The organism is Cupriavidus sp. UBA2010 (assembly GCF_002335265.1).
Lineage (GTDB): Bacteria > Pseudomonadota > Gammaproteobacteria > Burkholderiales > Burkholderiaceae > Cupriavidus > Cupriavidus metallidurans.
Genome location: NZ_DDCI01000014.1, coordinates 43,756 through 70,041 on the forward strand (window position 1 = coordinate 43,756; position 26,286 = coordinate 70,041).

At 65.7% G+C, this 26,286-nt stretch carries 23 protein-coding genes and 1 pseudogene; 13 read left to right on the forward strand and 11 right to left on the reverse strand.

The window, feature by feature from the left end; translation table 11 throughout:
* Positions 1-62 precede the first annotated feature (62 nt).
* The 6 genes from B2246_RS10245 to B2246_RS10270 all read right to left on the reverse strand — a co-directional run bounded on the left by B2246_RS10245 (position 63) and on the right by B2246_RS10270 (position 4,882).
* The gene (locus B2246_RS10245) at positions 63-503 is read right to left on the reverse strand and encodes a MarR family winged helix-turn-helix transcriptional regulator (RefSeq protein WP_008646978.1); all 441 of its coding nucleotides are present in this window, start codon (positions 501-503) and stop codon (positions 63-65) included.
* Positions 504-715: 212 nt separating this feature from the next.
* The gene (locus B2246_RS10250) at positions 716-1,471 is read right to left on the reverse strand and encodes a DUF4410 domain-containing protein (protein WP_286880267.1); all 756 of its coding nucleotides are present in this window, start codon (positions 1,469-1,471) and stop codon (positions 716-718) included.
* Between the two features lie 123 nt (positions 1,472-1,594).
* The gene (locus B2246_RS10255; RefSeq protein WP_286880268.1) at positions 1,595-2,908 is read right to left on the reverse strand and encodes an ATP-binding protein; all 1,314 of its coding nucleotides are present in this window, start codon (positions 2,906-2,908) and stop codon (positions 1,595-1,597) included.
* Positions 2,908-3,621, reverse strand: coding sequence for a response regulator (locus tag B2246_RS10260; RefSeq protein ID WP_286880270.1), 714 nt, complete (start codon positions 3,619-3,621; stop codon positions 2,908-2,910). Before B2246_RS10260 ends, B2246_RS10255 begins: the two co-directional genes overlap by 1 nt.
* An 18-nt stretch (positions 3,622-3,639) precedes the next feature.
* A complete protein-coding gene (locus B2246_RS10265) occupies positions 3,640-3,957 on the reverse strand; it encodes a hypothetical protein (RefSeq protein WP_286880272.1) in 318 nt (105 codons plus the stop codon).
* Positions 3,958-4,018: 61 nt separating this feature from the next.
* The gene (locus B2246_RS10270) at positions 4,019-4,882 is read right to left on the reverse strand and encodes a hypothetical protein (RefSeq protein WP_035884507.1); all 864 of its coding nucleotides are present in this window, start codon (positions 4,880-4,882) and stop codon (positions 4,019-4,021) included.
* 251 nt (positions 4,883-5,133) lie between these two features.
* Between B2246_RS10270 and B2246_RS10275 the strand changes: the two genes are divergently transcribed.
* Positions 5,134-6,057: a sterol desaturase family protein gene (locus B2246_RS10275; RefSeq protein WP_017512595.1), complete on the forward strand. Its 924-nt coding sequence runs from the start codon at positions 5,134-5,136 to the stop codon at positions 6,055-6,057.
* Positions 6,058-6,162: 105 nt separating this feature from the next.
* Positions 6,163-6,952 (forward strand): annotated as a pseudogene (locus B2246_RS10280) (YoaK family protein); the annotation flags it as partial.
* Positions 6,953-6,994: 42 nt separating this feature from the next.
* Here the strand turns inward: B2246_RS10280 and B2246_RS10285 are convergent.
* The gene (locus tag B2246_RS10285; protein WP_286880277.1) at positions 6,995-9,916 is read right to left on the reverse strand and encodes an HD domain-containing phosphohydrolase; all 2,922 of its coding nucleotides are present in this window, start codon (positions 9,914-9,916) and stop codon (positions 6,995-6,997) included.
* A gap of 38 nt (positions 9,917-9,954) precedes the next feature.
* Positions 9,955-10,878: a LysR family transcriptional regulator gene (locus B2246_RS10290; RefSeq protein WP_008646963.1), complete on the reverse strand. Its 924-nt coding sequence runs from the start codon at positions 10,876-10,878 to the stop codon at positions 9,955-9,957.
* 112 nt (positions 10,879-10,990) lie between these two features.
* Here B2246_RS10290 and B2246_RS10295 point away from each other — a divergent pair, with 112 nt between their 5' ends.
* The 4 genes from B2246_RS10295 to B2246_RS10310 all read left to right on the forward strand — a co-directional run bounded on the left by B2246_RS10295 (position 10,991) and on the right by B2246_RS10310 (position 14,305).
* Positions 10,991-11,755: an SDR family oxidoreductase gene (locus tag B2246_RS10295; protein WP_035884505.1), complete on the forward strand. Its 765-nt coding sequence runs from the start codon at positions 10,991-10,993 to the stop codon at positions 11,753-11,755.
* 233 nt (positions 11,756-11,988) lie between these two features.
* On the forward strand, positions 11,989-12,507 hold the full coding sequence (locus B2246_RS10300) for a MarR family winged helix-turn-helix transcriptional regulator (RefSeq protein ID WP_286880282.1): 519 nt from the start codon (positions 11,989-11,991) through the stop codon (positions 12,505-12,507).
* Positions 12,508-12,747: 240 nt separating this feature from the next.
* On the forward strand, positions 12,748-13,734 hold the full coding sequence (locus B2246_RS10305) for a YeiH family protein (RefSeq protein ID WP_040011258.1): 987 nt from the start codon (positions 12,748-12,750) through the stop codon (positions 13,732-13,734).
* Between the two features lie 139 nt (positions 13,735-13,873).
* Entirely contained in the window at positions 13,874-14,305 is a 432-nt protein-coding gene (locus tag B2246_RS10310) for a hypothetical protein (RefSeq protein WP_008650970.1), read from the forward strand.
* A 139-nt stretch (positions 14,306-14,444) separates the two neighbouring features.
* On the opposite strand, the gene B2246_RS10315 is transcribed toward B2246_RS10310, so the two are convergent.
* Positions 14,445-15,314, reverse strand: a complete 870-nt coding sequence (locus B2246_RS10315) for a LysR family transcriptional regulator (protein WP_008650971.1) — start codon at positions 15,312-15,314, stop codon at positions 14,445-14,447.
* Between the two features lie 174 nt (positions 15,315-15,488).
* Here B2246_RS10315 and B2246_RS10320 point away from each other — a divergent pair, with 174 nt between their 5' ends.
* On the forward strand, positions 15,489-16,568 hold the full coding sequence (locus B2246_RS10320) for an alkene reductase (RefSeq protein ID WP_286880288.1): 1,080 nt from the start codon (positions 15,489-15,491) through the stop codon (positions 16,566-16,568).
* Between the two features lie 55 nt (positions 16,569-16,623).
* Here B2246_RS10320 and B2246_RS10325 read toward each other — a convergent pair whose 3' ends face one another.
* Positions 16,624-18,045: a cytochrome P450 gene (locus B2246_RS10325; protein WP_286880290.1), complete on the reverse strand. Its 1,422-nt coding sequence runs from the start codon at positions 18,043-18,045 to the stop codon at positions 16,624-16,626.
* An 86-nt stretch (positions 18,046-18,131) separates the two neighbouring features.
* On the opposite strand from B2246_RS10325, the gene B2246_RS10330 reads away from it, so the two are divergent.
* On the forward strand, positions 18,132-19,070 hold the full coding sequence (locus B2246_RS10330) for a helix-turn-helix domain-containing protein (protein ID WP_286880292.1): 939 nt from the start codon (positions 18,132-18,134) through the stop codon (positions 19,068-19,070).
* Between the two features lie 107 nt (positions 19,071-19,177).
* Here the strand turns inward: B2246_RS10330 and B2246_RS10335 are convergent, their stop codons facing one another.
* Positions 19,178-20,074, reverse strand: coding sequence for a LysR family transcriptional regulator ArgP (locus tag B2246_RS10335; protein ID WP_286880294.1), 897 nt, complete (start codon positions 20,072-20,074; stop codon positions 19,178-19,180).
* A 74-nt stretch (positions 20,075-20,148) separates the two neighbouring features.
* Between B2246_RS10335 and B2246_RS10340 the strand changes: the two genes are divergently transcribed.
* From B2246_RS10340 to B2246_RS10360, 5 genes are all read left to right on the forward strand, one after another.
* Positions 20,149-20,799 carry a LysE/ArgO family amino acid transporter gene (locus B2246_RS10340; RefSeq protein WP_008642328.1) on the forward strand — a complete coding sequence of 217 codons (651 nt, stop codon included), beginning with the start codon at positions 20,149-20,151 and terminating at the stop codon, positions 20,797-20,799.
* A gap of 182 nt (positions 20,800-20,981) precedes the next feature.
* Positions 20,982-22,646 (forward strand): rhomboid family intramembrane serine protease, encoded by a 1,665-nt coding sequence (locus tag B2246_RS10345; protein ID WP_286880297.1) that lies wholly within the window; start codon positions 20,982-20,984, stop codon positions 22,644-22,646.
* Between the two features lie 108 nt (positions 22,647-22,754).
* Entirely contained in the window at positions 22,755-23,828 is a 1,074-nt protein-coding gene (gene selD, locus B2246_RS10350; protein WP_286880299.1) for a selenide, water dikinase SelD, read from the forward strand.
* Entirely contained in the window at positions 23,825-24,886 is a 1,062-nt protein-coding gene (mnmH, locus tag B2246_RS10355; RefSeq protein ID WP_186426060.1) for a tRNA 2-selenouridine(34) synthase MnmH, read from the forward strand. The genes selD and mnmH overlap by 4 nt, the downstream gene beginning before the upstream one ends.
* Before the next feature lie 131 nt (positions 24,887-25,017).
* On the forward strand, positions 25,018-26,283 hold the full coding sequence (locus tag B2246_RS10360; protein ID WP_286880302.1) for an acyl-CoA dehydrogenase family protein: 1,266 nt from the start codon (positions 25,018-25,020) through the stop codon (positions 26,281-26,283).
* Positions 26,284-26,286 lie beyond the last annotated feature (3 nt).

Genomic DNA, 26,286 nt, shown 5'->3' on the forward strand with positions numbered 1-26,286 from the left:
AGGGGGAAGGGGGAAGGGGGAAGCGGCACCCGCCGCTCACCCCAGCGATTCGCGGGTCCGGGCTAGTCGGAATCGGTGAACTTGCGCAGCAGCCGCAGGAACTCGCCGAACTCCTCCGTGGAGAAATCGCGCAGCCGATGGTTGAGCACTTCGGGCGCGATCTCGGGAATGCGGGCCGCCACTTCCCTGCCCTTGTCTGTCAGGAGCAGATGAATCACCCGCCGGTCCTCGATGCTGCGCTGGCGCTGTAGCAGTCCCCGGCTCTCGAGCTTGTCGAGCATCCGCGTCATCAGGCCAGTATCGATCCCAAGCACCTTGCTGATCTCGAACGGCGTGGTGGCCACGCCGCGCGTCAGCGACAGCAGGATACCCATCTGCTGGCCCGTGATGTCGAGTGGCCGCAGTGCGGCATCCATCTCCATCAACAGGATGTTGCGTGCCCGGTTGAGATGGAATCCGATGCTTTGCGTGAGGTGGAAGTTTTCGGAGGAGTAGTGTTTCACGGCTTCGCGGCACCTTGACCCGTTCGTGAAACGCCAATGTATCTGATGCGCCAGGTCGAGAAAAGCCCTTTGGCGGGTACCGGCCTCATCCATTGCGTGAAAGTGGAGATCGGGCAGAGCTGGCGGGATTGCCCTGGCAGCCCTGTCTTCCCCTGTCTCTCAAGAGTCACCGCACTATCCGGCGAACCTGCGCCCGGCAGGCCCACCGACGCTCAAACGGTCTTCGACAGCTTCTCCACCACGCCAGCCACCTGCTTCGCGACAGCGTCGCCCACGCGCCTGGACTCCGCCGAGATGCTGTCGCGCTTCATCTCCGTCGCCCCATGCACGCCCGCACCAGCCGCGGCGGCGGTCGTCAGCGCGCCAGCGGCGGCTCCGATCCCTGCGGTCTCCGCAATTCCGGGCATATGGCCACTGTTGGCGCTGGTCTGGAACAACTCGACCGGCACCGGCGTGCCGTGCGCGGGTTGATAGAACACCTGCACCGACGCCGACACATCGCTCTTGCCCGCGCCAAGGCCAATCAGCATCCGGCGACGCGACTTGCCTTCGTCGATCTTGTCAAAGCGGCCCTCGACGATCAGCGCGTTGGCATCCGTCGGCACCGGGCCGTCGATACGCTCGGCATGCAAGCCCTTGGCCCGCAGATCGCTCACGATTTCGTCGGCTACCGCATTGCGTGCATCGAGCGCGGTCTGGTCCTGCGAGAGCGCGCCGGCATTGCCAGTCGCCATGGCCTTGACACGGTGCATCACGTTGTCATCGACACGTACCTGGTTCGCGTTCACGTCGAAGCCGCGCACGTAGATCACATCGGCCGACGCGTGGGCCAGCGTGGCCGGCACGGATGCGTCGGAGATCATCGTGGTCGCGGAAGCGCAACCGGCCATCAGCATCGAGGTAGCCGCGAAAGCGGTGAGGGTCAGGCGGCTGGCGTTACGCTGGATGGATTGAAATACGGTCTGCATGTCGAAGTCCTGCTAGTGGGTCTGCTAATGGGTCTAACTGGGGGCGGCGTGGTTTCGGCGCCGGCAGACCCAGTATCGGATGCGGCCATGCAACAGGCCAGGCAAGAACTATTTCATTCAATGTCATGCGGGCAGCGACACCACCACTTCCAGTCCGCCGCCATCGCGCGGACGGAACGCGAGTGATCCGCCGTGCAGTCGCGCGATCCGCTCGACGATGGCCAGCCCGAGCCCCGTGCCGCCCGAGTGCCCGCGCGCATTGTCGCCGCGGCTGAACGGCGCGCGCAGTTGTTCGATCTCGGCCACGCTGATACCGATGCCACGATCGCAAACGGCAACATGTGCGGCGCCGCCTTCCTTCCACGTGCGCACCATCAGTCCCGTACGGCCATAATTGATGGCGTTCTGCATCAGGTTCATCAACAGGCGCAACATGCTCGTCGGGCGATATGACACCAGCGGCAGATCGCCGAGATCGAGTTCGAATTCATGGCCGAGCCCGGCGAAGTCGGACGCAAGCTGGCGCACCAGCGCATTGAGGTCACCCGGCTGCGGCGCCTCGCGTTCGCCACTGCCCGCATAGTCCATGAACTGCTGGAGGATCGTGTCGATGCGATCGAGGTAGCCTTCCACCGACCCCACGAATGCATCGTCCGTCCCGCGCGGCAACGCCATCGCCATCGCCAGGCGCAACTTGGTCAGCGGCGTGCGGATGTCGTGCGAAATGCCGGCCAGCATCAGCGCGCGCGTCTTCTCGGTCTGCTGCAGGGCTTCGGTCATGCGATTGAACGCACTGCTGACCTGCGATATTTCGGTCGGCCCATCGGTGGGCAGCGGCGCGGGCGTCTCTCCGGCGCTGACGTGCAACGCCGCGCGCGCCAGGTTCTGCAATGGCCGGTTGATATGGCGCTGGATCAGGTATCCGGTCAGCGCCGCCAGCAACCCGAGCGCCGCGGAAAGCGCAATGGCGGCCGTGATGCCGCTGGCCTGCGCATCGGCGGTCATCGGCAAGGCCACCCACGTTGGCACCCCGGCTGCGCGAATGCGGATCCAGAGTCGCTCGTTGTCGCCCGCATCCTGCCATTGCACCGGCATATCGGGTGGCAGGGCCTTGTGCAGCTCGTCCATGAACACGTCGCGCTGCCAGGTGCGGAATGGATGCAGCGCCCGCGCTTCCATCACATCGTCCACTGCCGGCGCGTCCGTCTGACCACCCAGGCGCGCCACGGCCACTCTGGCTTCTTCGGCCGGCATGGCCGCCATCACGCCATCGAGCATCGACACATAGTGCGCGAACATCGTCGCGGCGCGCTCCACGCGCGGGCGCTGCGCGAAGTGCAGCAGCACCGCCAGCGAACACACCTGCGTGAACGCCACCAGCGCCACCAGCAGCGCGATGTTGCGAGCCAGCAGCGAGCGCGGCAGTCCGATCCGCATCACGCCTCCACGCCGGCTACCAGCATGTATCCCACGCCCCAAACCGTCTTGATGAAGCGCGGTTTGGACGGATCTTCCTCGACGATCTGGCGCAGCCTCAGAATCTGCACGTCGATGCTGCGATCGAGCGCGTCATGATCGCGGCCGCGCGCGCGGGCCAGCAGGTTCTCGCGGCTGACCGGCCGGTTTGGCGACGCGCCCAGCGCCTGGAGCAGCAGCATCTGGGCAGAGTGCACTTCCACCGGCACGCCCGCGCGGCTCAGCGTCTGCTTGCCGACATCGAAGCGGAACTCGCCAAAACTCAGCGTCTGGGCAGCCACGGTGGGATCGCCGGCGGCGATCTTCTGGCGGCGCAGCAACGCACGGATGCGGGCCACCAGTTCGTCGGGCAGGAACGGCTTGGCCAGATAGTCGTCCGCGCCGGTATCGAGCCCGATCACGCGATCGGCTGGATCGCCCTTGGCGGTCAGCATCAGGATGGGCATCGTCTGGCCTTCGGCGCGGAGCCTGCGGCAGACGGAGAGGCCATCCTCGGGCTCCATCATCAGGTCGAGCACGAGCAGGTCGTACGGCTCGCGCTGCAGGTAACGATTGAGCTGCTTGCCGTCCGCCACCGCGCGCACGTGAAAGCCATGCCCGGTCAGGAAGCGCTGCAGCATATTGCGCAACTCCGCCTCGTCATCGAGCACGATTATCCGGTTCACCTGCTCCATGCCGCGTCTCCCATGTGTTCAGCGAGCCGACATCCGTTGGGCCATGAAAGTCTCGATCTGCCGCAGCGTCACATAGCCGGCGCGCTGCTTGTCGATCTCGTCGAAATGCTTCGCCACCATCGGCATACCAGCAGCCGCCTGCGCGCGGGTCAGCTTGCCGTCATGGGTGGTGTTCGCGTTCGCGAAGCGGGCCTGCAATTGCTGCGCCGCCGCTTCGGCATGCTCGATACGCTCGCCGCCCGTCGCCCCCATCGCGCCCATCGCCATCAGCCGGCTCTGCGCATGCGCGCCTGCCGAAACAATACACAAGATAAGTACTGCCATCATCTTCTTCACGATCTACTCCGTGGATGCAAAAGTTGGGAAATCAATCTGGACCGGTGCGCACCGGTATGCGTCAGGCCCAGTGCGCGGGCACGTAGACGCGGCCGACCCAATGGGCCGGTACCCAGACAGCCACACGCGGCGGCGCCACATAGACCGGCAGCGGTGCCTTGGCCGTGACCACGACGGCCGGAGGCGGCGGCACGACATAAACGGGCCCGGCGGGCGGCGGGGGAGGCGGCGCCACCGGCACCGTCGCCACAACTGCCACCGGAGGCGGCGGCACATACGCCACTGGCGCGGCGCCGACCACGACCGTGCCCCCGGTCGACACCGCGCTGCCATGCACGACCGTCGCGCCACCGCCGGTGGTCACCACGCCGGACGACACGCGCGTAGCGCTGCCGGCGTGGGTGACGGTGCCGCCATAGCTGCCACTTACCGTTCCGGAGCGATCGCAGGTGCCGCCTGCGCAGGCCGTCGATGCCGCGTGGTTGTAGGTGTTGCCGTTGCCGGCCGTCACGGTGCCGGACGAGGTGTATTGGCCCGGCGCCTCGCGAGTAACGCTGCCGCTGGTGGTGGCGCTACGGCCATTGGCGCCAGTCATGTCGCCGCTGTGCGAGCAGGTACCGCTCGCGCAACTGGTGCTGCCATCGTGCTGTACCGAACGGCCGTTCGGTCCCACCGCCGTGCCGGCGTTCGAGAACTGGCCGGGCGCGGTGCGGGTAACCGTGCCGGTGTTGGTGGCCAGGCCACCGTAGGGGCCAACCACGCCACCGGCGTGCGAGCAGCTTCCACCGCCACACGATCCGAAGTGGGCGCCGTTGTAGGTGCCGCGTGGCGTATAGGCCGTGCCGTGGCCAGTCCAGGCGGATGCGGACGTGCTGGCCAGCAGGAGCAGTACGCCGGTGGCGGCGATCCGGGTGCGTGAAATCATCTTGAAGTCCTTTCGATTCGGTGCGCTGCAACACGACCTGGCGTGTCGACGGGCCGAACTATAGGACGACGATCCACGGGCGTCGCCCCGGAAATCATGTCGGGAAATGTCAAGGCCAGCCGCGTGACATTGGGCGAAATAATTCCCTAATGGATTCCCGGATCGCCCGCCGCTAGAGTTGCCTCACCGACGCGGCACAACCGCGCCCCGCACTGAATCCACCGAGTTCACAGATTTCACCGAGGTTCACCATGGTCATCACTGGCAAGTTTGCGATGTACGTCACCGCGTTCGTCGTCACCGTCTCGCTGATCGAGGCATTCGTCCTGTGGCGCAAGCGTCGCGACGGCGTCAAACCGTTCTCCTGGAACGAGGTCTGGCTGTCGTTGGCCGACCTGGCCGGACGCAAGCTGTCGGTGCTGCTGCCGCTCTCGCTGGCCGCGCCGATTTTCTCGTTTGCCTGGGATCACCGCCTGTTCACAGTCACGCTGAACAGCGCGCTGGCTGTCTTCCTGCTCTTCGTCGGCCAGGAGTTCTGCTACTACTGGTACCACCGTGCCGCGCACCGCATCCGCTTCTTCTGGGCCACGCACGCCGTGCATCACTCCCCCAACCAGCTCACGCTGACGTCCGCATACCGGCTGGGCTGGACCGGCAAGCTCACCGGCAGCGCCGTGTTCTTCGCGCCGCTGGTCCTGCTCGGCGTGCGTCCCGAAGTGGTGCTGGCCACGCTTTCGCTCAACCTGCTCTACCAGTTCTGGCTGCATAACGACTGGATGCCCAAGCTCGGCTGGCTCGAATACGTGTTCAACACGCCGTCGGCCCACCGCGTCCATCACGCGTCGAACATCGACTACCTCGATGCCAACTTCGGTGGCGTGCTGATCATTTTCGACCGTATGTTCGGCACCTATGTGGAAGAGCGCGCCGACGAACCGTGCCGCTATGGACTGGTCCATCCGTCCACCACGCACAACCCGATCGTCAACCAGTTCGAGCACTGGGTCAGCCTGGGCCGGGACATGGCCTCCGCCTCGAAGCTCTGGCACGCTGCCGCGTACCTGATCATGCCGCCGGGTTGGGCGCCCGATGGCAAGGGCACTACCACCGAGATCCTGCGTCGCCAGCAAGAGGAACTGCGGCAGGCCGGATGGCAGCGGCCGGGCGTTGCCTAGGTGCTGAAAACGCCGGGCCAGAGCGCCGAATCCCTCGGAGGGCTCGCGGCCCGGTGAGCAGTGGTCGTATGATGAATGCCTTCGCCATACCCTGCCCTTACGACCATGCCGATCGGGTTCCTGCGCAGTCTGACCGCCCGTCACCGTAACCCGGTCTCCAATCGCCGCCTGGCGCGCGTATTGTGTTTCGTGGCCGGCGCGGCCAACGCGGGCGGTTTTCTTGCGGTGCAGCAATACACATCCCACATGTCCGGCATCGTCTCCGCCATCGCGGACGACCTGGTGCTGCAGCGATACGGGCTGGTGGTGCACGGCATCGGCGCACTGGCGTCGTTCCTCGCCGGGGCGGGCACCACGGCGATCCTGGTCAACTGGGCGAGAAGAACCCGCCTGCGCAGCGAATACGCGATTCCGTTACTGGTCGAAGCCACCCTGCTGCTCTGCTTCGGGCTCCTGGGCAGCCATCTCAATGACATGGACTGGCTGTTCGTGCCGGCGACCGTGATGCTGCTCTGCTTCATGATGGGCCTGCAGAACGCCCTGATCACCAAACTCTCCAACGCCGAGATCCGTACCACGCACGTGACCGGCATGGTGACCGACATCGGCATCGAGCTGGGCAAGCTGTTCTACTGGAATGCTGCGGTACGCCCCAACAGCCGGCCGGTCATGGCCGATCGCCACAAGCTGCGTCTGCTCACGGTGCTGGTCGGCATGTTCCTGGTGGGTGGCATCGTCGGCGCGCAGGCGTTCAGCACGCTCGGCTACGCCGCCACGCTACCGCTGGCCGCGCTGCTGCTCATCGTGAGCCATCATCCCGGTTGCCGACGATCTGCTGACACGATTGCTGCTGCGCGTCCACCGCGCCGATTCCGCGCGCCGCGCGCGACGCTGGGGCGCGCGGGGCAGGTAACGCCATGGGCCGGCAATGCCCCATTCAGGCGGCATCGACGTAGTCTTCCGTATCCACCTCGTCGATCTGCGCGGGGTCCAGATAGCGCTGCGCGTATTCGCGATAGACGCCGGATGTCAGGAACAGGTCGAACAGTTCGCCGTCGATGTGCTGCTGCGCTTTGAGCCGGGCCATGATGCCGATCGACTCCGAGAGCGTCTTGGCCTTCTTGTAGGGCCGATCCGCGGCGGTCAGCGCCTCGAAGATGTCGGCAATCGCCATCATCCTGGCCAGCGGGCTCATCTGGTTGCGCGTCAGCCCGCGTGGGTAGCCGGTGCCGTCCATCTTTTCGTGATGTCCGCCAGCGATCTCCGGCACATTGCGTAGATGCTTCGGGAACGGCAGGCGTGACAGCATGATCTGCGTCTGCACGATGTGGTCTTCCACCTTGTAGCGTTCTTCCTCGCTCAGCGTGCCGCGCCCGATCGTCAGATTGTGCAATTCGCCGTGGTCATAGAGATAGCGTGGCACCTTGCGCTTGAAGCCCCACGGATTGTCCGGCGGCATGACATCGCGCGCCCCGCGCTCGATGCGATGATCGTCGCGATCGGCCAGCAGTCGCTCCTGCGTTGGCAATGCGCGGGCGGGCGAACGGGACTTGCGCGCGAACTCCTCGTGCGAGACGCCGAGCCGATCGTCCAGCGTCCGCGTCCAGGTGCGGGCGGCGATCTGCCGCAGTCGGTCCTTGTCTTCCTGCGACATGGACTCGCCGCCCCGATTGCATGCGGCGACGAAAGCAAAGTCGTCGTCGAGCCGCGCGATCTCCGCATCGCGCCGCGCCTGCGCGATCGGCAACGGCTCGCCCGCGGCAATGGATTGCAGGCACTGAATCTCGGCATCGCGTTTGAGTACCTCGAAGCGCATGCGCACTTCGTGAATCCGGTCATACAGCGTTTCCAGCTTGGTCGCCTTGTCGATCACGAACTCGGGCGTCGTCACCTTGCCGCAGTCGTGCAGCCACGCAGCCACGTGCAGTTCCTCCCACTGCTGCTCGCTGAGCTGGAAGGACTGGTAGGGGCCCTGGGTGACCTCGCACGCCGCCCGGGCCAGCATCTTGGTCAGTTCCGGCACGCGCGCGCAGTGACCCCCCGTATGCGGGCTCTTGGCGTCGATCGCATCCGCCAGCAGCCGGATGAATGCATCGAACAGGTCGCGCTGGGCAGCACTCAGTTCGCGGACTTCCAGCGCGCCAGCGGACAGGCCGGCGATCGTATCGACGAAGGCAAGTTGCGCCGTCTGAAGCGGGGTGTCGCGCATCACCAGCACGACGCCCGGGCATTCGTGTCGATGATTGATCAGCGGAATCGCGGCCACGAAACAAGGCATGACCGATGCCAGCGGGCCAAGCTTTGCCTGAGCCGCCTCGGCAGCCGTCACGTAGCCCGTGCGAGACACACCATCACGCACCGCCGCCACGATCAACGACAGCGCCTCCGGCAATGGCGTGGACCCGATCTCCTGAACGATGTCACGCCCCTGCGCATCAAGCGCGGCGGCGGGACGGACAGTGTCGCCATCGAGCAGGTACAGCACGCCCGCCTGCCCCGCCGCGGCGTTCTGCATCTTGTGCAACAGCAGGGGCAGCAACTTCTCGAGTTGTGATTCCGCGGTGACGGACCGCATGATGATAAGCAACTGCTGGATGGTGTTGCGCATCTTGTCCATCGTTTCGCCCAGCCGATGGACCTCGCGCACCGGCGACCAGAAACGGAACGGCTGGTCGAAATCGAAGCGGCGGATGGCCTCGGCCTCATCGGTCAACTGACACAGCGGGCGGGCCACCGCGCGCGCGACCAGCCACATCAGCGGCAAGGACAGCAGGACGACCAGTGCGGTGGCAAATATCCCGACGCTCGCCTGCCGGGTCGCGTCCCTCAGCAGTTCATCCTGCGGCGTGGCCATCACCAGGTAAAGCGTGCCGACGCCGCCGCTCATACGGCCGATACTGGTGTACCAGCCCTTGCCGCCCAGCGTCGTCAGTTCGTTGCGGACGGCTGCCTCGCTGCCACTCACCACCTTTGCCGCAAGGCTGGACAGCACCGGCAGCCCGTAATCTTCCGGCTTGCCCAGCAGGCCCGTGCGCATGGCGTCTGGCGCCGACATCCATTCCGGGGGACTCCGGTCGATGGCGACCAGTTGCCCCTGCGCATTGACGACGGCAAGTACCGATCCGGGTGTGGTTCTGTCACGCGCGAGCGCCTGCCCCAGCGTGTCGAGCCGGAAGTCGCCACCGGCAACGGCACTCCCGGCGCGCGTTGGCACGGCAATCGTCTCCCCGGCCTGGTAGTCGGAAAAAAACATGTACGGTTCGGTCCGAACCAGCTTGCCCGCCGCGATGGCCTCCATATACCAGGGGCGTTTCCTTGGGTCGTATCGCTTCACGAAATCTGGCGTTGGACGCCTGGCAAGCTCGTTCAGGTCCGTGTCGAGGAAAATCAGTTGGCCAAATGCCGCCCCTGCGTCATGGTCGATGCTCTGGATCACGTAGGCCGAGCGTGCGGGCGCCTGGTATGGCCCGCGCTCGGCGTCATCGCGCACGCGGCGTACGTAGAAGAAACTGCCATCGGCATAGCCCAGGAACAGGGACTGCAGAACCGGCGATGTGCCAAGCGCATCGCGGACCAGCGCAACACGTGCCATGCGCTGCGCGAGCGTGGTGGCCTCGCCCAGTGAGCTGTGGCTGACGAGGGTGACCGCGGCCTGGGTCGGCAGCACCATGTCCTCGACTTTCTCCAGCATCTCGCGACTGATGCGCTCGTTGGCATCGGCCATCGCATGTTCCAGCGCCGACTTCGTCATCAGGTAGTTGACGCCGCAAGCCACCGCGCCAACCAGCAGCACCAGAACGGCGAACGGCGCCCAGATGTAAGCGTGGAGCGGAAAACCTCTTCGTGTTGCCGGTGGCATACAGCCCTCCGAGGGTGAGGTGCTACACGGGGTTTCGCTCAGCGCCCGTCGAATCGGTGCGCGAGCGCTTTCTTCTGGAACGATTCCGCAATGAAGTCGATGAATACCCGCGTTTTCGGCGGCAGTAGCTTGCGGTTCGGATAGTAGAGCACGATCGGCCCATTGTCGGCATACCACCCTGGCAGGAGACGCACCAGCGCACCGCTCTCGAGCCAGGGCGCTGCATGTGGCATCGGCAGCAGCGCAATGCCGAGGCCGCTCATGGCGGCATGGGCCATTGCCTCGGGATCGTCGAGAATCACGCGCGTGCGCATCTCCGCCAGCGCCTGCTCGCCTATCTGATTACGCAGATTCCAATGCCGCAGACGTCCGGTCGAGGCCGACCGGCGCACGATGCCGTCGAAGCCCGCCAGGTCCGACGGGTGGCGGGGCATCACCCGGTCTTTCATGTACGTCGGCGACGCTGCCACCACCACGTAGGTCCGCGCCAGTTCCCGCGCCACCACCCCTTCGGTCAGTTCGATACCGCCGCCGATGGCCGCATCGAAACCACCGGCGATCAAATCGACGGTGCGGTTCTCGAAATGCCAGTCCGGCACGATGCCCGGATAACGCGCCAGGAATTCGCCAAGTAACGGCACCAGGTACTCGCGGCCGAACGCCACGCCCATGCTTACGCGCAGCACCCCGGCGGGCTTGCCGTCCTCCTGCGCGGCGCTGGCAAACGCGTCGCGCAACGTCGAGAACGGATCCGATACCTGCTGCAGGAACTGCTCGCCGCCCATCGTCAGCGTCAGCCGGCGCGTGCTGCGCTGAAACAGCCGAAGCCCGAGATGGTTCTCCAGCCGCGCCACATTCTTGCTGATTGCGGCCGGCGTCAGTCCGAGGCGACGCGCGGCAGCCGAAAAGCTGCCGGTTTCGGCACTCTGGATAAATGACTCGAGCAGGTTCAGCGCTTCCATGCGCCGAAGCTTATACCAATGGTTGAAAAAGTTGATACGGAATCATGACTACCGGTTGTAGATCGCGAAAACCATACTGCCATCACCGTCCCAACCACACAGGAACACAATCATGAACCCCACCCCCACCCCTGCCTCCGCCGCCCTCTCGAACAAGGTGGCTTTCGTCACCGGCGGATCGCGCGGCATCGGCGCCGCGGTAGTGCGCCGCCTGGCACGCGAAGGCGCCGCCGTGGCCTTCACCTACCAGAGCTCCGGCGCGGTGGCGCAAGCGTTGGCCGAATCGATCCAGGCCGCAGGCGGCCGTGCCCGTGCCTATCACGCCGACGCGGCCGATGCCGCGGCCGTCACGCGTGCGATCGACGCGGCCGCCGCTGACTTCGGCAGGATCGACATCCTCGTGAACAACGCCGGCGTGCTGTTCCTCGGTCCGGTCGATACGTTCCCGCTGGAAGACTTCGACAAGACGCTGGCCGTGAATGTACGCGCGGTGTTTGTCGCCGCGAAGGCAGCGCTGGCGCACATGGGCCAGGGCGGCCGCATCATCAACATCGGCAGCACCAATGCGGACCGGATGCCGTTCCCGGGCGGCGCCGCCTACGCGATGAGCAAGTCCGCCCTGAAGGGGCTGGTGCAAGGCATGGCACGCGACCTGGGACCGAAGGGCATCACGGTCAATAACGTGCAGCCTGGCCCGGTCAACACCGATATGAACCCCGAGGACAGCGAATTCGCCGCATCGCTGCACGGCCTGATGGCGCTGCAACGTCATGCCCACCCTGACGAGATCGCCAGCATGGTGGCGTATCTGGCCGGCCCTGAGGCTGGATTCGTGACGGGTGCCAGCCTCAACGTGGATGGCGGTTTCGCGGCTTGATGCCGCACGGAAACGCCGCGTCTTGATGCGCGGCGGCCGGATGACACTGCTTGCGCGCGCCGGTGACGCGCCCCGATGTCGGGCGCGTCACCGGCGCGCGCAACGCTTATGAGGTGGGCGGCCGACGCGCAAACCCGCGAAATGGCCGGCAACCCTGCATGTGAGACAATCGCGATCGGCTTCCAGCCGCGCTTTGCGGCGATTTTCCAGCACGTCTCCACGGCTCCCCCTTCATGTCCAGCACAACCCGTTCCGCCTCCGTCGACACCGGGACCACCGACCCGTGGTCGAACCTCGACGAAGCCGGCACCGATCTCAACGTCAACGACTTCCTGACGACGATGCTGAGCCAGCTTGTCACGGCGCTGCGCAGCAACGTGACCGAGCCGTACGCGTCCCGCTTCGAGCTGACCGTGCCGGAGTGGCGCATCCTGGCGCTGCTGGCGCACGGCGAGACGATGTCATTCGCGGAACTGGTCAGGCAGTCCACCTCTGACAAGGCGCTGGTCAGCCGGACGCTGCGGCTGCTGGAGGATCGCGGGCTGGTGACGCTCGAGTCGGAAGGCGGAACGCGCCGGCGCCTGACATGCCGGATTTCGCCAGAGGGGGCCGCCCTCCATGCGCAGGTCATCCCGCTGGCGCGTCGCGGGCAGGCATCGGTCATCCGGATGCTGACGCCAGAGGAGAGGCGCGGACTTTACTCAGGGTTGCGCAAGCTGCACGGGCTCTGCACCACCCCGAACAAGCAGTAGGAAGACTGGGGCCACGCCAGACGGGCCCGAGCCGATAGAACGAACCGATAAAAGCAAACCGCCGCCACGAGCACCTCGTCGCGGCGGTTTGCTTTTGTGGGGGATCGTCGGTTGCCGTGGCAGGCCCGACAGCCGTCCTTATCGACATTTTCGATAGATACAACCCGAAAATACCGTTGGCGCCCATATGCACTGAGGAAATATCGTTATGCAAAATTCATCTAAGAAGGTGTTTGCAGCATGGCGTCCCGACTCCTCTCCGCAAGATCCACACTCCCCGGGCTACTCCTCGTTCTCGCCCTGACCGTGCCCGCCACGCTGCTTGGCAAGGCTGTGCCACTGCTGGGAGGTGCCGTATTCGGCATGTTGCTTGGCCTGCTCTGCCGAGCCTTCCTCAAGCCATCCGAGTCGTGCAAGCCCGGCATCCAGTTCGCTTCCAAGCAGCTTCTGCAGTATTCGATCGTCGGCCTGGGGTTCAGCCTGCCACTGCATGAGGTCGTCCATACCGGATTGACGTCCTTGCCTATCTCGCTCGTCACACTGGCGGTTGCCTTCACCGTGGCCCTCGTGGCCGGGCACCTGCTGCGCATCCCGGAGAAGCTCAAGGTCCTGATCGGTGCCGGTACGGCCATTTGCGGCGGCTCGGCAATCGCCGCGATCACGCCCGTGCTGCAGCCGGACGATCACGACATGACGTATGCGTTGTCCACGATCTTCATGTTCAACGTCGTGGCCGTGGTGATCTTCCCGATCCTGGGCAAGATGCTCGGCATGTCCGATGCCGGCTTCGGCCTGTGGGCCGGCACGGCGATCAACGACACCTCGTCGGTGGTGGCAGCCGGCTATGCCTGGAGTTCAGCCGCCGGCGAGTACGCGACGATCGTCAAGCTGACACGCGCGATGATGATCGTGCCCGTCACGCTGGTCATCGCCATGCTCTTCCAGCGCAGCCAGCCTGGCGGCTCGATGCGTCGCGTGATCCCCTGGTTCATCGTGCTCTTCGTGCTGGCGTCGGCAATCAACGAATTCCTCCCGGCAGGCGTGACGCACGTCATCCAGCAACTGGCCCCGTTCCTCGTCATCGGCGCGCTGACCGGCGTTGGCCTGAGCACCGACTTCGAACGCCTGAAGCGCGCCGGCGCCCGCCCGCTGCTGCTGGGCCTGATCGTGTGGGTCAGCGTGGCGCTGAGCAGCCTGGTCATGCAGCACATCACCGGGATGCTGTGAGTCCAAGGCCACAGCGGCCAGCGTCGTTGTAATCCGCCGATACAACCGCAATACGCTGAAACGGGAAAGAACTAACAGATTGCGTGCTCTTGTGGGGAAATGCTCCCCACAATCATCAACCGGAGCCGAGACACGCAACATGAATCATCCCGCCCCCAACAAACCGCGCCACACCTTCCGTCGCCAGCCACGTATTGCCGCCTGGCTGGCGGCTGCCGCCGTGCTGGCCCTGCCAGGCGTCGCCTTCAGCCAGCAAGCGGCCTCGCCCCCGGATGGAGGCGATAACGACGCGGCCATGCGCAATATCCAGAGTAACTTCGCGCGCATGACGCCGGCGCCACGCACGATCGACACCATCAATCAGGAATTGAAGCAGACCGCGACAAAATCCCATGGCGGCGGCGGTGGCGGCTTAGGTCAGCGCGGTGGCGGCCGGCATGGACGGCAGGCGCAGCAGCAGGACAAACCCGACTCGGGGAATGGAAACACGCCAGGCACGGCGGGTACGCCGGGTGGTGGCACGGCGCCCTCCGAGTCGACCGGTTTGTCCAGCGGGCCGTCGGCTCAGTAGCAGTCTCGCTCCTCGGAACGCCACGGGGTGAACTGACTCGCGTCAGGCGCGCCTTCGTTGGCACTGGGATAAGACGTGGCACTGGAAGCCTTCTCAATCACTGTTTTTTCACAGCGTTGAGCGCGCGGCTACCCGCCTGTTATTCGAACCGTTCACGCAGGAACTCAATGAATCGCTGCGTCTTGGCCGGGAGCAGGCGCGTCTCGGTCATGGCGTAGACCGGTACCGGCGTTCCCTGCCATTCGGGCATCAGCCGGCGTAGCTGTCCCGTGGCGAGGTCATCTGCCACGATCGCTTCGGCCATCAGCACGATGCCCATGTCGAGCGCGGCCAGACGACGCGCCATCCCGACGCTGTTCAACGTAAAGCGGCTGCTCACCGGGATCGTGGTGGTGACTTCGCCGCGATGCAGTGTCCACGCACCTCCCCGCTGTATGCCCAGACATTCGTGATGATTCAGATCGGCGGGGACGCGCGGCTCTCCCGCGCGTTCGATATATCCGGGCGAGGCATAGAGATAGGTCCCGAACGACGCCAGCTGACGCGCGATCAGTTGCGAGACTTCGGGCTCGCCCGCGCGGATGGCGACATCGAACGGCTCGCTCACCAGATCCACTCGCCGGGGCGTGAGATCGAAGTCGAAGCTCAGTCCGGGGTAGCGGCCAGCAAACTCTGCAATCAGCGGCGCCAGATAGGTCACCGCGAAATCAACTGGAAATGACGCCCGGAGCACGCCCACAGGCTCCGCCAGCATGGTCCCGAGCTGTTCATGTGCCAGTCTGGCATCGCCCACGATGCGCTTGCATCGCTCGAAGTAGATCCGGCCGGCCTCCGTCAACTCGATCTTGCGCGTCGTACGGTGCAGCAGGCGCAACCCGATCGCCTTTTCCAGGGCGCTGATTCGCCGGGACAGCGTCGAACTCGGCATATCCAGAACGTCCGCGGCGCTGCGAAACCCCTTCGCCTTGACGACCTCCACGAATAAGGCCATGTCGTTCAATAGTTCCACGCCGATTGCTCCATCAGTGGATCAATGCATTGCAAATTAGCAGATTTATCTCGATCAGGAAGCAACCGATGATGGCGCCATGGAAGCGCTGATCCGCGCGATGGCGCGCGGCAGCGCCTGACCGGCATCGCAAACCGATGCCGGCAACCTGCACTGTCAAAAGAGGTCATGCACATGAGCGCACTGTTCACCCCGGTCCGCGTCGGCCGATACACCCTGAAGAATCGCCTGGTCATGGCGCCGATGACCCGTAGCCGCGCCAGCCTTGATGGCACGCCGGGCGAACTGGCGGCCGAGTACTACGCGCAGCGCGCGAGTGTCGGTCTGATCGTGACCGAAGGGACCCAGCCTTCGGACGACGGGCAGGGGTACCTCGCCACGCCCGGCATCTACACCGAAGCCCATGTCGATGGATGGAAAAACGTCACCGCCGCCGTGCACAAGCGTGGCGGTCGGATCTTCATCCAGCTCATGCACGCGGGACGCATGTCCCACCCGGACAACACGCCGCATCACCGGCAAGGTGTGGCGCCATCCGCCATTGCCCCCGGTGTGCCGATGTTTACGCTGAAGGGTATGCAGGACATTCCGGCACCGCGCGCGCTGACCACTGATGAGGTGCGCCAGACCGTGGACGACTTCCGCTTCGCCGCCCGGCAAGCGATCGCCGCGGGCGCGGACGGTGTCGAGATTCACGGGGCCAATGGTTACCTGGTCCAGCAGTTCTTCGCGCCCAATGCCAATACCCGCACCGACAAATACGGCGACTCGATCGACAACCGCGCCCGCTTCGCCATTGAGGTGGCCACCGCAATCGCCGGGGAAATCGGCGCGGACCGGACGGCCATCCGACTATCGCCCGGCACGCCGCTGTGGGGCATCGACGAAGGCGCCGAAGGTCCGGCGCTCTACCGCCACCTGGTAACGGAACTGGACAAGCTCGGCCTGGCGTACCTGCACGTCACCCTCCAGGGCAACGAGCCACAGTTGGCCGACATCCGCGAACGCTGGCGCGGCACGCTGATCCTGAACCGGCCGGGCCGCACCCGTGAAGCTGTGGGTGCCGACATGGCATCCGGGCTTGCCGATCTGGAAGCTTATGGACAGATGGTGCTGGCCAACCCGGACTTCGTCACCCGCCTGAAGCTCGGCGCGCCGATGAACGATGCCATTCCCAATGCGTTCTTTGGTGGCGACGGGCATGGGTATATCGACTACCCGGCCCTGGCCCTGACCGATACCGTGACGTCCTGAGGCACTGGCACGTGCCACCTCGCCGTCGCTGAGACCGGCGAGGCGGCAATCCCGGTCAAATCGGCGTCACGGCAAGCCAAAGCGGCTGATCCGGCCGTAACGTCACGTTCAACAGCGGCCGCGGAGGTGCCGCGCCTTCGGGCACCGACAGCTTGTACCGCTGCAGCAGCATCGCGGCGATGACCGTCATCTCGGCCGTTGCCAGGTGCTGCCCCAGGCAAACCCGCGGGCCGGTGCCAAATGGCATGTAGGCGCCGCGCGGGGCCTGGGGCGAACCTGTCGAGAAACGATCGGGCTGAAAGCGCTCCGGCTCCGGGAACAAGCGCGGATCGTGGTGCATCAACTGCAAGGGCAGCATGAACAGCGTGCGCGCCGGTAGCCGCCACGGGCCCAGGGTGATGGGGCGGGTCGCGCGACGGCTAATGAGCACCGGAGCCACCGGGTAGAGACGCATCGACTCCGTGATCGTCTGCACCACCTGGCGCAGCGCCTGACGGCTCTCCGCTGTTGGCGCCTGGCCGCGCAGGACATGCGTGACCTCGGCGCGTGCGGCGTCCTGCGCGGACGGGTTCGATGCCATGCACCAGGCCCACCACGTCAGCGTCGCCGCGGTGGTCTCGTGTCCGGCCAGGAACGTCGTCATGCATTCGTCGCGCACCGCCTGCAGCGGCCACGCCGCCGCGTCATCCCGATGCAGGCACAGCAGGCGCGAAAGCAGGTCGTCCGGCCAGGTATCCGTGCGCATCCGCAGACGCGCCTGCAGATGTCGCTCGATCAGGCTCCTCAACGTGTGAAGTGCCCGCCGTCTCGCGCGCTTCCACGGCACCCAGTCGGGCAGGCTCGCCGGCCAGTAAAAATCGGCGTTGGCCGCCTCGCTGATCGCGCGCACGGCGTACTCCGCCACGCGCGCGTCCTCACCGATCTCATCCGAAAACATCATCCGGACGATCACGTCCATGGTCAGCGACGTCAGCGCGCTTTCCACCGGCCAGTCCGCCACTCGCGTGGGCCATGTGGCGAGCCCCTTGTCGACGATCTCCACGATGCCCGGAACGAAACCATGCACGGCCTTCGGCATGAAGCCCGGCTGCAACGCCTGCCGCTTGCGCGACCATGCGTCACCCTCTGCGGTCAGCACGCTATGCCCATGCACGCGGGCGAACACGCGCGTGCCACGTTCCCAGCGGACCAGCGAGTCGTGATGGGTCACCAGAAGTTCGCGGACGAGCTGCGGGTCGGTGACGACGACCGCATGTTTCGGCCACATCCGCAAATGCACGACGTCGCCGTAAGTCCGCTGCCATTCGCCGAGCGTGCCGAGCAGATCGCGCGACATTCTCCGCAGCAGGTGCCAGCCAGTCAGGCCGGCTGCCGGACCAGGCGGCCAGGCGCCGTATGGATGCAGCAGTGGCGAGCCAGGCGGCGTCGGTGACTTGGCCGTCTGGAAGGGGCATTGGGCTTGGGATTCGGTGGTCATGTGCAGATTCCACACGCTCCCACGCGGACTGTCTTGAATCGAAACGACATCGACAGTCACGCCGCACCTGCCTATACTCGCCGCTCATGTCCTCCGGGCCCCTTTCGACGCCGATCCAATGCCCAGACCCGGCCGCGCGTGCACCACTTGCATCGCACGGCGGGCAGACCCCTCATGCGCGGCTCTATCCGGCCCCGCCATCGCTGCATGGCGCCATTGCGGCAATCGTGTGCCGGGACACGCGCGGCTTTCCGCTGACCGACGCGCAGCGCCTGACCCACGTTCCCGCATCGCCGCTCGTTTGCCTGTCCTGGTTTCCCGATCCGGGCACCGGCCTGGTGGAACGGTCATCGAACGGTCCCCTGTGGCGCCCCATCGGGGCCACGGTTGCCGTTTCCGGTAGCCAATCGTCACCACTCACGAGCTGGGTGCCGACCACCGGACGCGGTGGCATGGTGTGCTTTACCGCAGATGCGGCCAAGGCATTGTTCGATCTGGATCTGACGGCAATTCACGATCGCTTTCGATGCGCGCGCGAAGTGCTTGGCGATGGCTGGCGGCCACTCATCGAGTCCCTGAGCGATGCCGAGAGCGACGCGGAAACACTGGCGGCGCTCGAGCAACATCTCGCTCCGCGATGGCTCGCGCTTCAGCATCGGTCGTCCACGCTCGCGTCTCTGCGCCAGACGGGCCGGCGCTGGGTGGAACGCCTGGCCTTGCAGGCCCGCGAATGGCAGCGGACAAGCAGCCCGCGTCAGGTGGAACGTCGCATCAAGGCCTATAGCGGCCGGTCCTTGCGAGAGTGGCAAGCGATCGTCCGAACCGAGGGCGCATTCTTCACGGCCCGCGATCGTTACGAGGCCGGCCAGCCATTCGACTGGCCCGGGCTGGCGCTAGAGGAAGGCTTCGCGGACCAGGCCCATCTGGTCCGCACGACGAAACGCATTACCGGCTTTTCTCCGACCGAGTTCGCGCAGCGCTTCGTCGAGGATGAATCGTTCTGGCTGTACCGGTTGTGGGTCTGAACGGACCTTGGATGGAAAGTATGCGTAGAGCGCCGCTCGAGCCCGGCTGCCGCAGGCCATGCGGGAACCCGCCTCTGCCAGCCAATACCAACCAACACCAGCCAACATCAGGGCAGCAGTAGCGCAGCCCGCGCGGCAGCCAGCACCTCCCGGCTCAATCCGTCGAGCAAGCCAGACGCCGCGCGTGCGTATTGCCAGTGAAGGGGGACATCGAGCGGCGCCCCTGGCACCAGTTCGACCAGCGTGCCATTCGCCAGATACGGCGCGACGAGCGCCTGTGGATGCAGGCCCCAGCCCATGCCGGCCAAGGCCGCCGTCACGAACGCCTGCGACGACGGCAGGGTATGCCGGGGCAGCTCCACATGCCGATGGCACAAGCGGCGCGCCCACCGCACCTGCAGCTCGTCCTTGGTGTTGAACACGAGGCTGGGCGCCTCGGCCAGGGTGCCTGCGCCAACGCCATCGGCAAAGTAGCGCTGCATGAACGCCGGACTGGCCGCCGCCAGATAGCGCATGGCGCCGAGCGGGCGGCTGTTGCAGCCTGCCGCGGGCCGGCCGGTACCCGTCACGGCGGCCAGGACCGCGCCGCTGCGTAGCCACTCGGTGGTGTGGTCCTGATCGTCCACGGCCACTTCCATCAATACGGGATGCGCCGCCGCGAACGTGGCGATGGCGGGCGCGGCCCAGGTGGCCAGGCTATCGGCATTCACCGCCACGGGCAACGCCACCCGTGTCACACCCTCGGGCGCCAGCGCCGGCAGCGCCCCCTGAAGCTCCTGCTCAAGCAAACGCACCCGGTCCACGTGCTGGCACAACCGCCGTCCGGTCTCGGTCGCCCGGCAAGGCTGGTCACGCACCACCAGCGCGCAGCCCACGCGCTCTTCCAGCAAGCGGATGCGCTGCGAAATCGCCGATGGCGTCACGTTGAGCGCGCGAGCCGCACGCTCGAAGCTGCCCTCGCGAATCACAACAGCCAATGCGGAAAGCGCGGCGTAGTCCAGCATCAATTTAGCTCAACTTAATTAGATGAAGGAAAGATAGTTTGTCTTCATCCAGAAAGACAGGCAAGCTCCCTCGGATGATCACCGCCCTCCCCGCCCCATCTCCCGCTTTTTCCGTTTCGCTGCAAGGCATGGCCTTGAGCTTCGGACTGATCGTCGCCATCGGCGCGCAGAATGCCTTCGTCCTGCGCCAAGGGTTGCGACGCGAACACGTGGGCAGCGTGGTGCTGTTCTGCGCAGTGGCGGACGCCTTGTTGATCACGGCAGGCGTCATGGGCATGGCCCAGGCCCTTGGCGAAAGCCCCGGCCTTGCCCGCGCGTTGGCGGCAGCCGGCGCCATCTTCCTGGCGATATATGGGTGGCGGGCCCTGCGGCGCGCCCGGGAATCGCACCAGCTAAGCGCCCGCACCAGCGGCCAGGGCCTCGGCCGAAGCGCCGCGCTGGCTCAGGCGGCAGCCTTCACGCTGCTCAACCCGCACGTCTATCTGGATACGGTGCTGCTGGTCGGCAGCATCGGCGCCCAGCAACCGGCGGCACTACGCGGCTGGTTCGTGGCAGGCGCAAGCTCCGCCAGCGTGGTCTGGTTCGGACTGCTGGGATTCGGCGCCCGCTGGCTGGCGCCGTGGTTCGCCCGCCCCAAAGCCTGGCAGGCGCTGGATGCCCTGGTTGGAGTAACGATGCTGGCGTTGTCGTTGATGCTGGTGTGGCGGGTGGTTGGCAGTTTCTGACTTTGAAGTCAATGTAAGGCTGGCTGTCCAACAGGGGCTACTCCACACAACACAACCCCGCCAACGGGGGAGCTTGCGCCGCACAGGCAGTGCCTCTATCGTCGCGTCACGCGCGCCGTGGCTCCGTCACCGGGAATGCCACTCGAGATGACGCGAAACTTGAATCCGTTTCGGGAAGAACGATGGAGCAATCGCAACGCTGGCGGCGAAGGGCCACCCCTGCCCGCCCGATAGGCGCCTTCTATGTGCGCCAGTTTGGCGCGGCGCTGTTCATGCGCCTGGTTTTGTGGGCCATCTTTGGGGGCCTGGCTGCGCTGATGCTGGTCATCATGCGCGGAAACGCCGGCTCCGTTCTGATGAGCATGGTGCTGCTAGGCATCCTGATCCTCTTTGAATGGGGATGGGGACGCCACGCGCCGCTCGGCAAACCATTGCTGACCATCGATGCCAGCGGCATCGGTTCCACGGCATTCCCGCGCAAACGCCGCCATCTGCGCTGGCGAGACATCGCGGGTGCGGCAATACGCGACGTGCGGGGCGCGGGCGAGACCCTTGTCATCGAATCGGTCGAAACGAAGCCCGGCGGCCGCCGGAAAGCGCGTCGCGCCTATCAGGTGCGACTGGCCATGCTGCGCAAGCCGGATCAGCAACTCGTTCAGGCACTGGTGGCGCACCACATGCGCGTGGCCGGCATCGCGCCGTCCGCCGACGTTGTTGCCGAGCGGGCCTTCGTGGCGCAAATGCAGGCGCTGCCCCGCACCTGGGGCCTGTACAGCGTGATCGCGGTGAACGTGCTCGTCTGGCTCATCATGCTTTCGCGCGGCGCCGCGCTAGATGGCGCCGCGCCAAAGATGCTCATTGACTGGGGCGGCAACCTTGGCGCGCTGACGCAGGACGGTCAGTGGTGGCGGCTGCTGACGGCCACCTTCCTTCACGGCAGTCTCAAGCATCTGGCCGCCAATATGGTGGTGCTCTACCTGCTCGGCAAGCACGTAGAGCGATTCTTTGGCACGCGCAGCTTCCTGCTGATCTACGTTGGCGCCGGCCTGCTCGGCAGCGCATTGAGCCTCTATTTCGCGGCGCAGGCCTCGGTGTCCGTCGGCGCCTCGGGAGCGGTGTTCGGCATCGGCGGCGCGCTGCTTGTCGCGGCACTGCTGCATCGCCGCGAACTGCCGCAGAGCATTCACAAGCAACTCGTCAGCGATGCCGTGATCATGATCGGCTACTCGCTCGCACAGGGCTTCCTGTCGACGCGTGTGGATAACGCCGCGCATGTGGGTGGCTTGATCGGCGGCGCGCTGCTGGCGTTGTGCCTGCCCGTCCGGCTGTCGCCGGAGACTTACCGCAAGAAACTGCGGCGTGGCACGTTGATGGCCACCGTGACGGCCATCGTCGCCGTGGTCGGTGTGGCCGCGTTCGCGCCGCCTGCACCGCTGACCCTGCGAGCCCAGTTGGCCGGTTCCCGCCAGTTCGAAGTGGCCGCCGATCGCTTCATGACCGCGCTTCGGGCGACGCAAGCCGATATCGAGGCCATGAAGGCCGGCAAAATGCCCGAGCGCGAGGTCGACGCGCGTACGCGAACCCTCCACGCGCCCGCCTTCGAGCAGGCGCTGTCTGGTCTGGTGCGCGTCACGCTGCCGCCCGGCGATTCGCGCGCGCCCTTGCTGCAGGACATGACCCTGCTGGCGGATGCCATGCACGAGTACCTGCGCATGGATTCCGTCTGGGACGCCAGCGCCAACAGACACGTCCCCGCCGATGCCGCGCGTGGCGACGCATTGAATGCCGATATCGAGCGGCTGACGCAACGGATCAACACGCGCCTGGCGGAGAAGCGCAAGAAATAGGCATTCACTAGGCAGTCATTGGGCAGTCATCGCGCGACGCCAGGCGGGCCGGACTCGTACTGTAAAGTACGGCCTATCTCCGATCCGCCTGGGCCCACGCCACTCCCTATGAACACCACCCCCCCCCAAGTGGAGGCCACGCCTCCGCTGCGTCTCACCAGTTTTTCCCACGGGGGCGGTTGCGGCTGCAAGATCGCGCCCGGCGTCCTGTCCCAGATCCTGCGCTCCAGCGCCGCGTTGCCGGTCCCCAAGGAACTGCTGGTCGGGATCGAAACGTCCGACGATGCCGCGGTCTATCAGCTCAACGAAACGCAGGCGCTGATCGCCACCACCGATTTCTTCATGCCGATCGTCGACGATCCGTTCGACTTCGGCCGCATTGCCGCCACCAACGCCATCAGCGACATCTATGCGATGGGCGGGCGTCCGATCATGGCGCTCGCACTGGTCGCGATGCCGGTCAACCAGTTGCCGCTCGAAGTGATCGGCCGGGTGATGGAGGGCGGTCAGAGCGTTTGCCAGGCGGCGGGCATCCCCATTGCCGGTGGCCATACGATCGACTCGGTCGAACCCATCTATGGCCTGGTGGTGATGGGGCTGGCGCATCCGAAGAAGATCCGACGCAACCGCGACGCACGCGCCGGTGACGTGCTGGTGCTCGGCAAGCCGCTCGGCGTAGGCGTGATGTCCGCCGCGCTGAAGAAGGAAAAGCTCGATGATGCCGGATACGCGCGGCTGATCGACACCACCACAAAGTTGAATACGCCCGGCATCGCCCTGGCCGAACTCGACGATGTCCATGCGATCACCGATGTCACCGGCTTCGGCATCGCGGGCCATACGCTGGAGCTTGCGCGCGGCGCCGGCTTGCGCGCTGTGCTGGAATGGCCTCGCATTCCCTTGCTGCCGAATGTGATGTCACTGGCGGAACAGGGCTTTATCACCGGTGCATCGCGCCGCAACTGGGAAGGCTATGGCAGCGAAGTCGAACTTGCCGCTGGCCTGCCCGAGCTTGCCCAACCGCTGGTCACCGACCCTCAGACCAGTGGCGGCCTGCTGATCAGTTGCGCGCCAGACGCCGTGGACAAGGTACTGGCCGTCTTCCGCGAGCAGGGCTTCGCGGAAGCCACCGTGGTGGGCCGCATGGAAACCGGTGAACCCGGGCTGACGGTCACCCCATGAAACCAGTCGTAAGAGTCGAGGACCGCCACGCGTTCGACACGATCATCGACGCCCGCTCACCGGCGGAGTTCGAGATCGACCATATTCCCGGCGCCATCAACTGCCCGGTTCTCGATAACGAGGAGCGCCGCATCGTCGGCACGCTGTACAAGCAGGTCGGCGCATTCGAGGCACGGCGTGTCGGCGGTGCCATGGTGGCAGCCAACCTCGCCCGCCATTTGCGCGAGCAGTTCGCCGATCGTCCGTCTGGCTGGCGGCCGCTGGTGTATTGCTGGCGCGGCGGGCTGCGCAGCGGCTCGATGACGACGTGGATGCGCATGGTGGGCTGGGATGCCCAACAGCTTGCCGGCGGCTACAAGGCCTGGCGCCGCCACGTCATCGACGTGCTCGACTCGCAGGCCGCGCGCCTGCCGCTAGTCGTGATCTGCGGCGCCACGGGCAGCGGCAAGACACGCGTGCTTCATGCGCTGGCTGCGCAAGGCGAACAGGTGCTCGATCTCGAAGGGCTGGCCCGGCACAAGGGATCGCTGCTCGGCGCATTGCCCGATGTCGCCCAGCCTTCGCAGACCGCGTTCGAGACCGCGCTGGCGGATGTGATCGAGCGCGTCGATCTGGCCCGGCCGCTTTATGTGGAAGGTGAAGGCGCGCGCATTGGCAAGCTCAATCTGCCGGTGCCGCTGGTTGCCCACATGCGCGACAGCGCCTGTGTGGAGATCGACGCATCGCCAGAAACGCGACTCGCGTTCCTGCTGCATGACTATGCATATCTTGGCGATCGGCCCGCCTGGCTTGCCGAGCAGCTTGGGCGGCTGAAGGAACTGCACGGCAAGACCATCATCGCCGCGTGGCAGGAGATGGCGACCACAGGAAACCTGCGCCAGCTGTTCGGCGAACTCGCGACCGAGCACTACGACCCCTCCTACGCGCGCTCGCAACGCAAGCATTTCCACAAGTGGGAGGCGCGGCGCGTGGTGCACGCGGACAGCCTCTCCGCGCTGGGCATAGAAGCGTTGGCTACGTCGATCGTGCAAACAGTGGCGGAGCAGCAACCCGCCTGAGTCCAGTCGCTACGCGTCTCATACGGACGGGTAGCGTCGACATGCGGAATTCGCGCTTAGTGACGCGGGCGGGATTGGTTACTCTGAACGGCCCAGAGCAACCCTCGCCGATTGGCGCAGAAGCCCGTACCGTGACTACAGAAGCTGCACTTCAAATCGTCGCACCTGCAGATGCGACAGGATCCAACCACCCGCATCCCACGCCGCCCGGCAATGCACTACCGCCGGCCACGGATGTCGCCATCCTGCGTCAGCGCGCGCAAGCGCTACTGCCCCGGATTGCCGAAGGCGCGGCTATCCGCGAGCTCCGGCGCGAACTGCCCCACGCTTTCGCACGAGAGGTCGCCGACGCCGGCCTGCTCACGTTCCGCATTCCCAAGGTCTACGGCGGGCCGGGCGGTACGTTGCGCGATGCCATCCGCTTCGTGATGGAACTCGCGACCGTGGACTCCAATCTCGCACAGGCGCTGCGTCCCAACTTTGGCCTGGTGGAGGGTCTGCTGGCCGCGCACGACAACGAAGCCGATCGCAAACGCTGGTTCGGCCGTCTGCTGGCCGGGCATATCTTCGGCAACGGCGGCGTGGAGCGCGGCGGCAAGCAGGGCGCCATCCAGGCCACCATCGTGCGCCATGGCGACCACTACCTCGTCAATGGCACCAAGTACTACAGCACCGGTGGGCTCTATGCGGACTGGGTCAGCTCGATCGCGCTGGACGAAGCCGGCAAGGAAACGCACTTCACCGTGCCGCGCGAGCGTGCGGGCATGGAACTGGTGGACGACTTCGATACGATCGGTCAGCGGCTGACGGCCAGCGGTACCACGCGCTTCACGAACATGCGTGTGGAGGCGGACGAGGTGCGCGGCAGCTTCCTGCCGCGTGATCGCCGCAACCCGGTTTCGCCGGTATTCCAGCTATTCCTTGCCGCCACCGAGGCGGGCATCGCACGCAACGCGCTCAACGATGCGGTCTGGTTCGCGCGCAACAAGGCCCGCCCGATCAAGCACAGTTCGGCAGAGCGCTCGGTGGACGATCCCTACGTGCAGGAGACCATTGGCCAGATCTCTGCCGAGGTCTTTGCCGCCGAAGCCGCGACGCTACGTGCCGCCGATACCATCGACGCTGCCTGGGCCGACAACCTGAGCAACGCATCACTGACGCAGGCATCGATCGACGTTGCCCAGGCGCAGTACTTCACGGTTGCAGCCGCACTCAAGGCTTCGGAGCTGGCCCTTGATGTTGGCGGTGCTTCCTCGTGCGACCGCCAGTACAACCTGGACCGTCACTGGCGCAACGCCAGGACCGTGGCGAATCACAATCCCCGCCAATGGAAGGCAGCGGCAGTAGGCGCCTGGCTGCTCAAGGATGAGCCGCCGCCCACGACCGGCCTGTTCTGATCT

Bases quoted from the DNA above. Each gene is read 5' to 3' on its own strand.
- B2246_RS10250 (WP_286880267.1), bottom strand. From the start codon at position 1,471: ATGCAGACCGTATTTCAATCCATCCAGCGTAACGCCAGCCGCCTGACC.
- B2246_RS10255 (WP_286880268.1), bottom strand. From the start codon at position 2,908: ATGCGGATCGGACTGCCGCGCTCGCTGCTGGCTCGCAACATCGCGCTG.
- B2246_RS10260 (WP_286880270.1), bottom strand. From the start codon at position 3,621: ATGGAGCAGGTGAACCGGATAATCGTGCTCGATGACGAGGCGGAGTTG.
- B2246_RS10270 (WP_035884507.1), bottom strand. From the start codon at position 4,882: ATGATTTCACGCACCCGGATCGCCGCCACCGGCGTACTGCTCCTGCTG.
- B2246_RS10275 (WP_017512595.1), top strand. From the start codon at position 5,134: ATGGTCATCACTGGCAAGTTTGCGATGTACGTCACCGCGTTCGTCGTC.
- B2246_RS10285 (WP_286880277.1), bottom strand. From the start codon at position 9,916: ATGCCACCGGCAACACGAAGAGGTTTTCCGCTCCACGCTTACATCTGG.
- B2246_RS10290 (WP_008646963.1), bottom strand. From the start codon at position 10,878: ATGGAAGCGCTGAACCTGCTCGAGTCATTTATCCAGAGTGCCGAAACC.
- B2246_RS10295 (WP_035884505.1), top strand. From the start codon at position 10,991: ATGAACCCCACCCCCACCCCTGCCTCCGCCGCCCTCTCGAACAAGGTG.
- B2246_RS10300 (WP_286880282.1), top strand. From the start codon at position 11,989: ATGTCCAGCACAACCCGTTCCGCCTCCGTCGACACCGGGACCACCGAC.
- B2246_RS10305 (WP_040011258.1), top strand. From the start codon at position 12,748: ATGGCGTCCCGACTCCTCTCCGCAAGATCCACACTCCCCGGGCTACTC.
- B2246_RS10310 (WP_008650970.1), top strand. From the start codon at position 13,874: ATGAATCATCCCGCCCCCAACAAACCGCGCCACACCTTCCGTCGCCAG.
- B2246_RS10320 (WP_286880288.1), top strand. From the start codon at position 15,489: ATGAGCGCACTGTTCACCCCGGTCCGCGTCGGCCGATACACCCTGAAG.
- B2246_RS10325 (WP_286880290.1), bottom strand. From the start codon at position 18,045: ATGACCACCGAATCCCAAGCCCAATGCCCCTTCCAGACGGCCAAGTCA.
- B2246_RS10330 (WP_286880292.1), top strand. From the start codon at position 18,132: ATGTCCTCCGGGCCCCTTTCGACGCCGATCCAATGCCCAGACCCGGCC.
- B2246_RS10335 (WP_286880294.1), bottom strand. From the start codon at position 20,074: ATGCTGGACTACGCCGCGCTTTCCGCATTGGCTGTTGTGATTCGCGAG.
- B2246_RS10340 (WP_008642328.1), top strand. From the start codon at position 20,149: ATGATCACCGCCCTCCCCGCCCCATCTCCCGCTTTTTCCGTTTCGCTG.
- B2246_RS10345 (WP_286880297.1), top strand. From the start codon at position 20,982: ATGGAGCAATCGCAACGCTGGCGGCGAAGGGCCACCCCTGCCCGCCCG.
- selD (WP_286880299.1), top strand. From the start codon at position 22,755: ATGAACACCACCCCCCCCCAAGTGGAGGCCACGCCTCCGCTGCGTCTC.
- mnmH (WP_186426060.1), top strand. From the start codon at position 23,825: ATGAAACCAGTCGTAAGAGTCGAGGACCGCCACGCGTTCGACACGATC.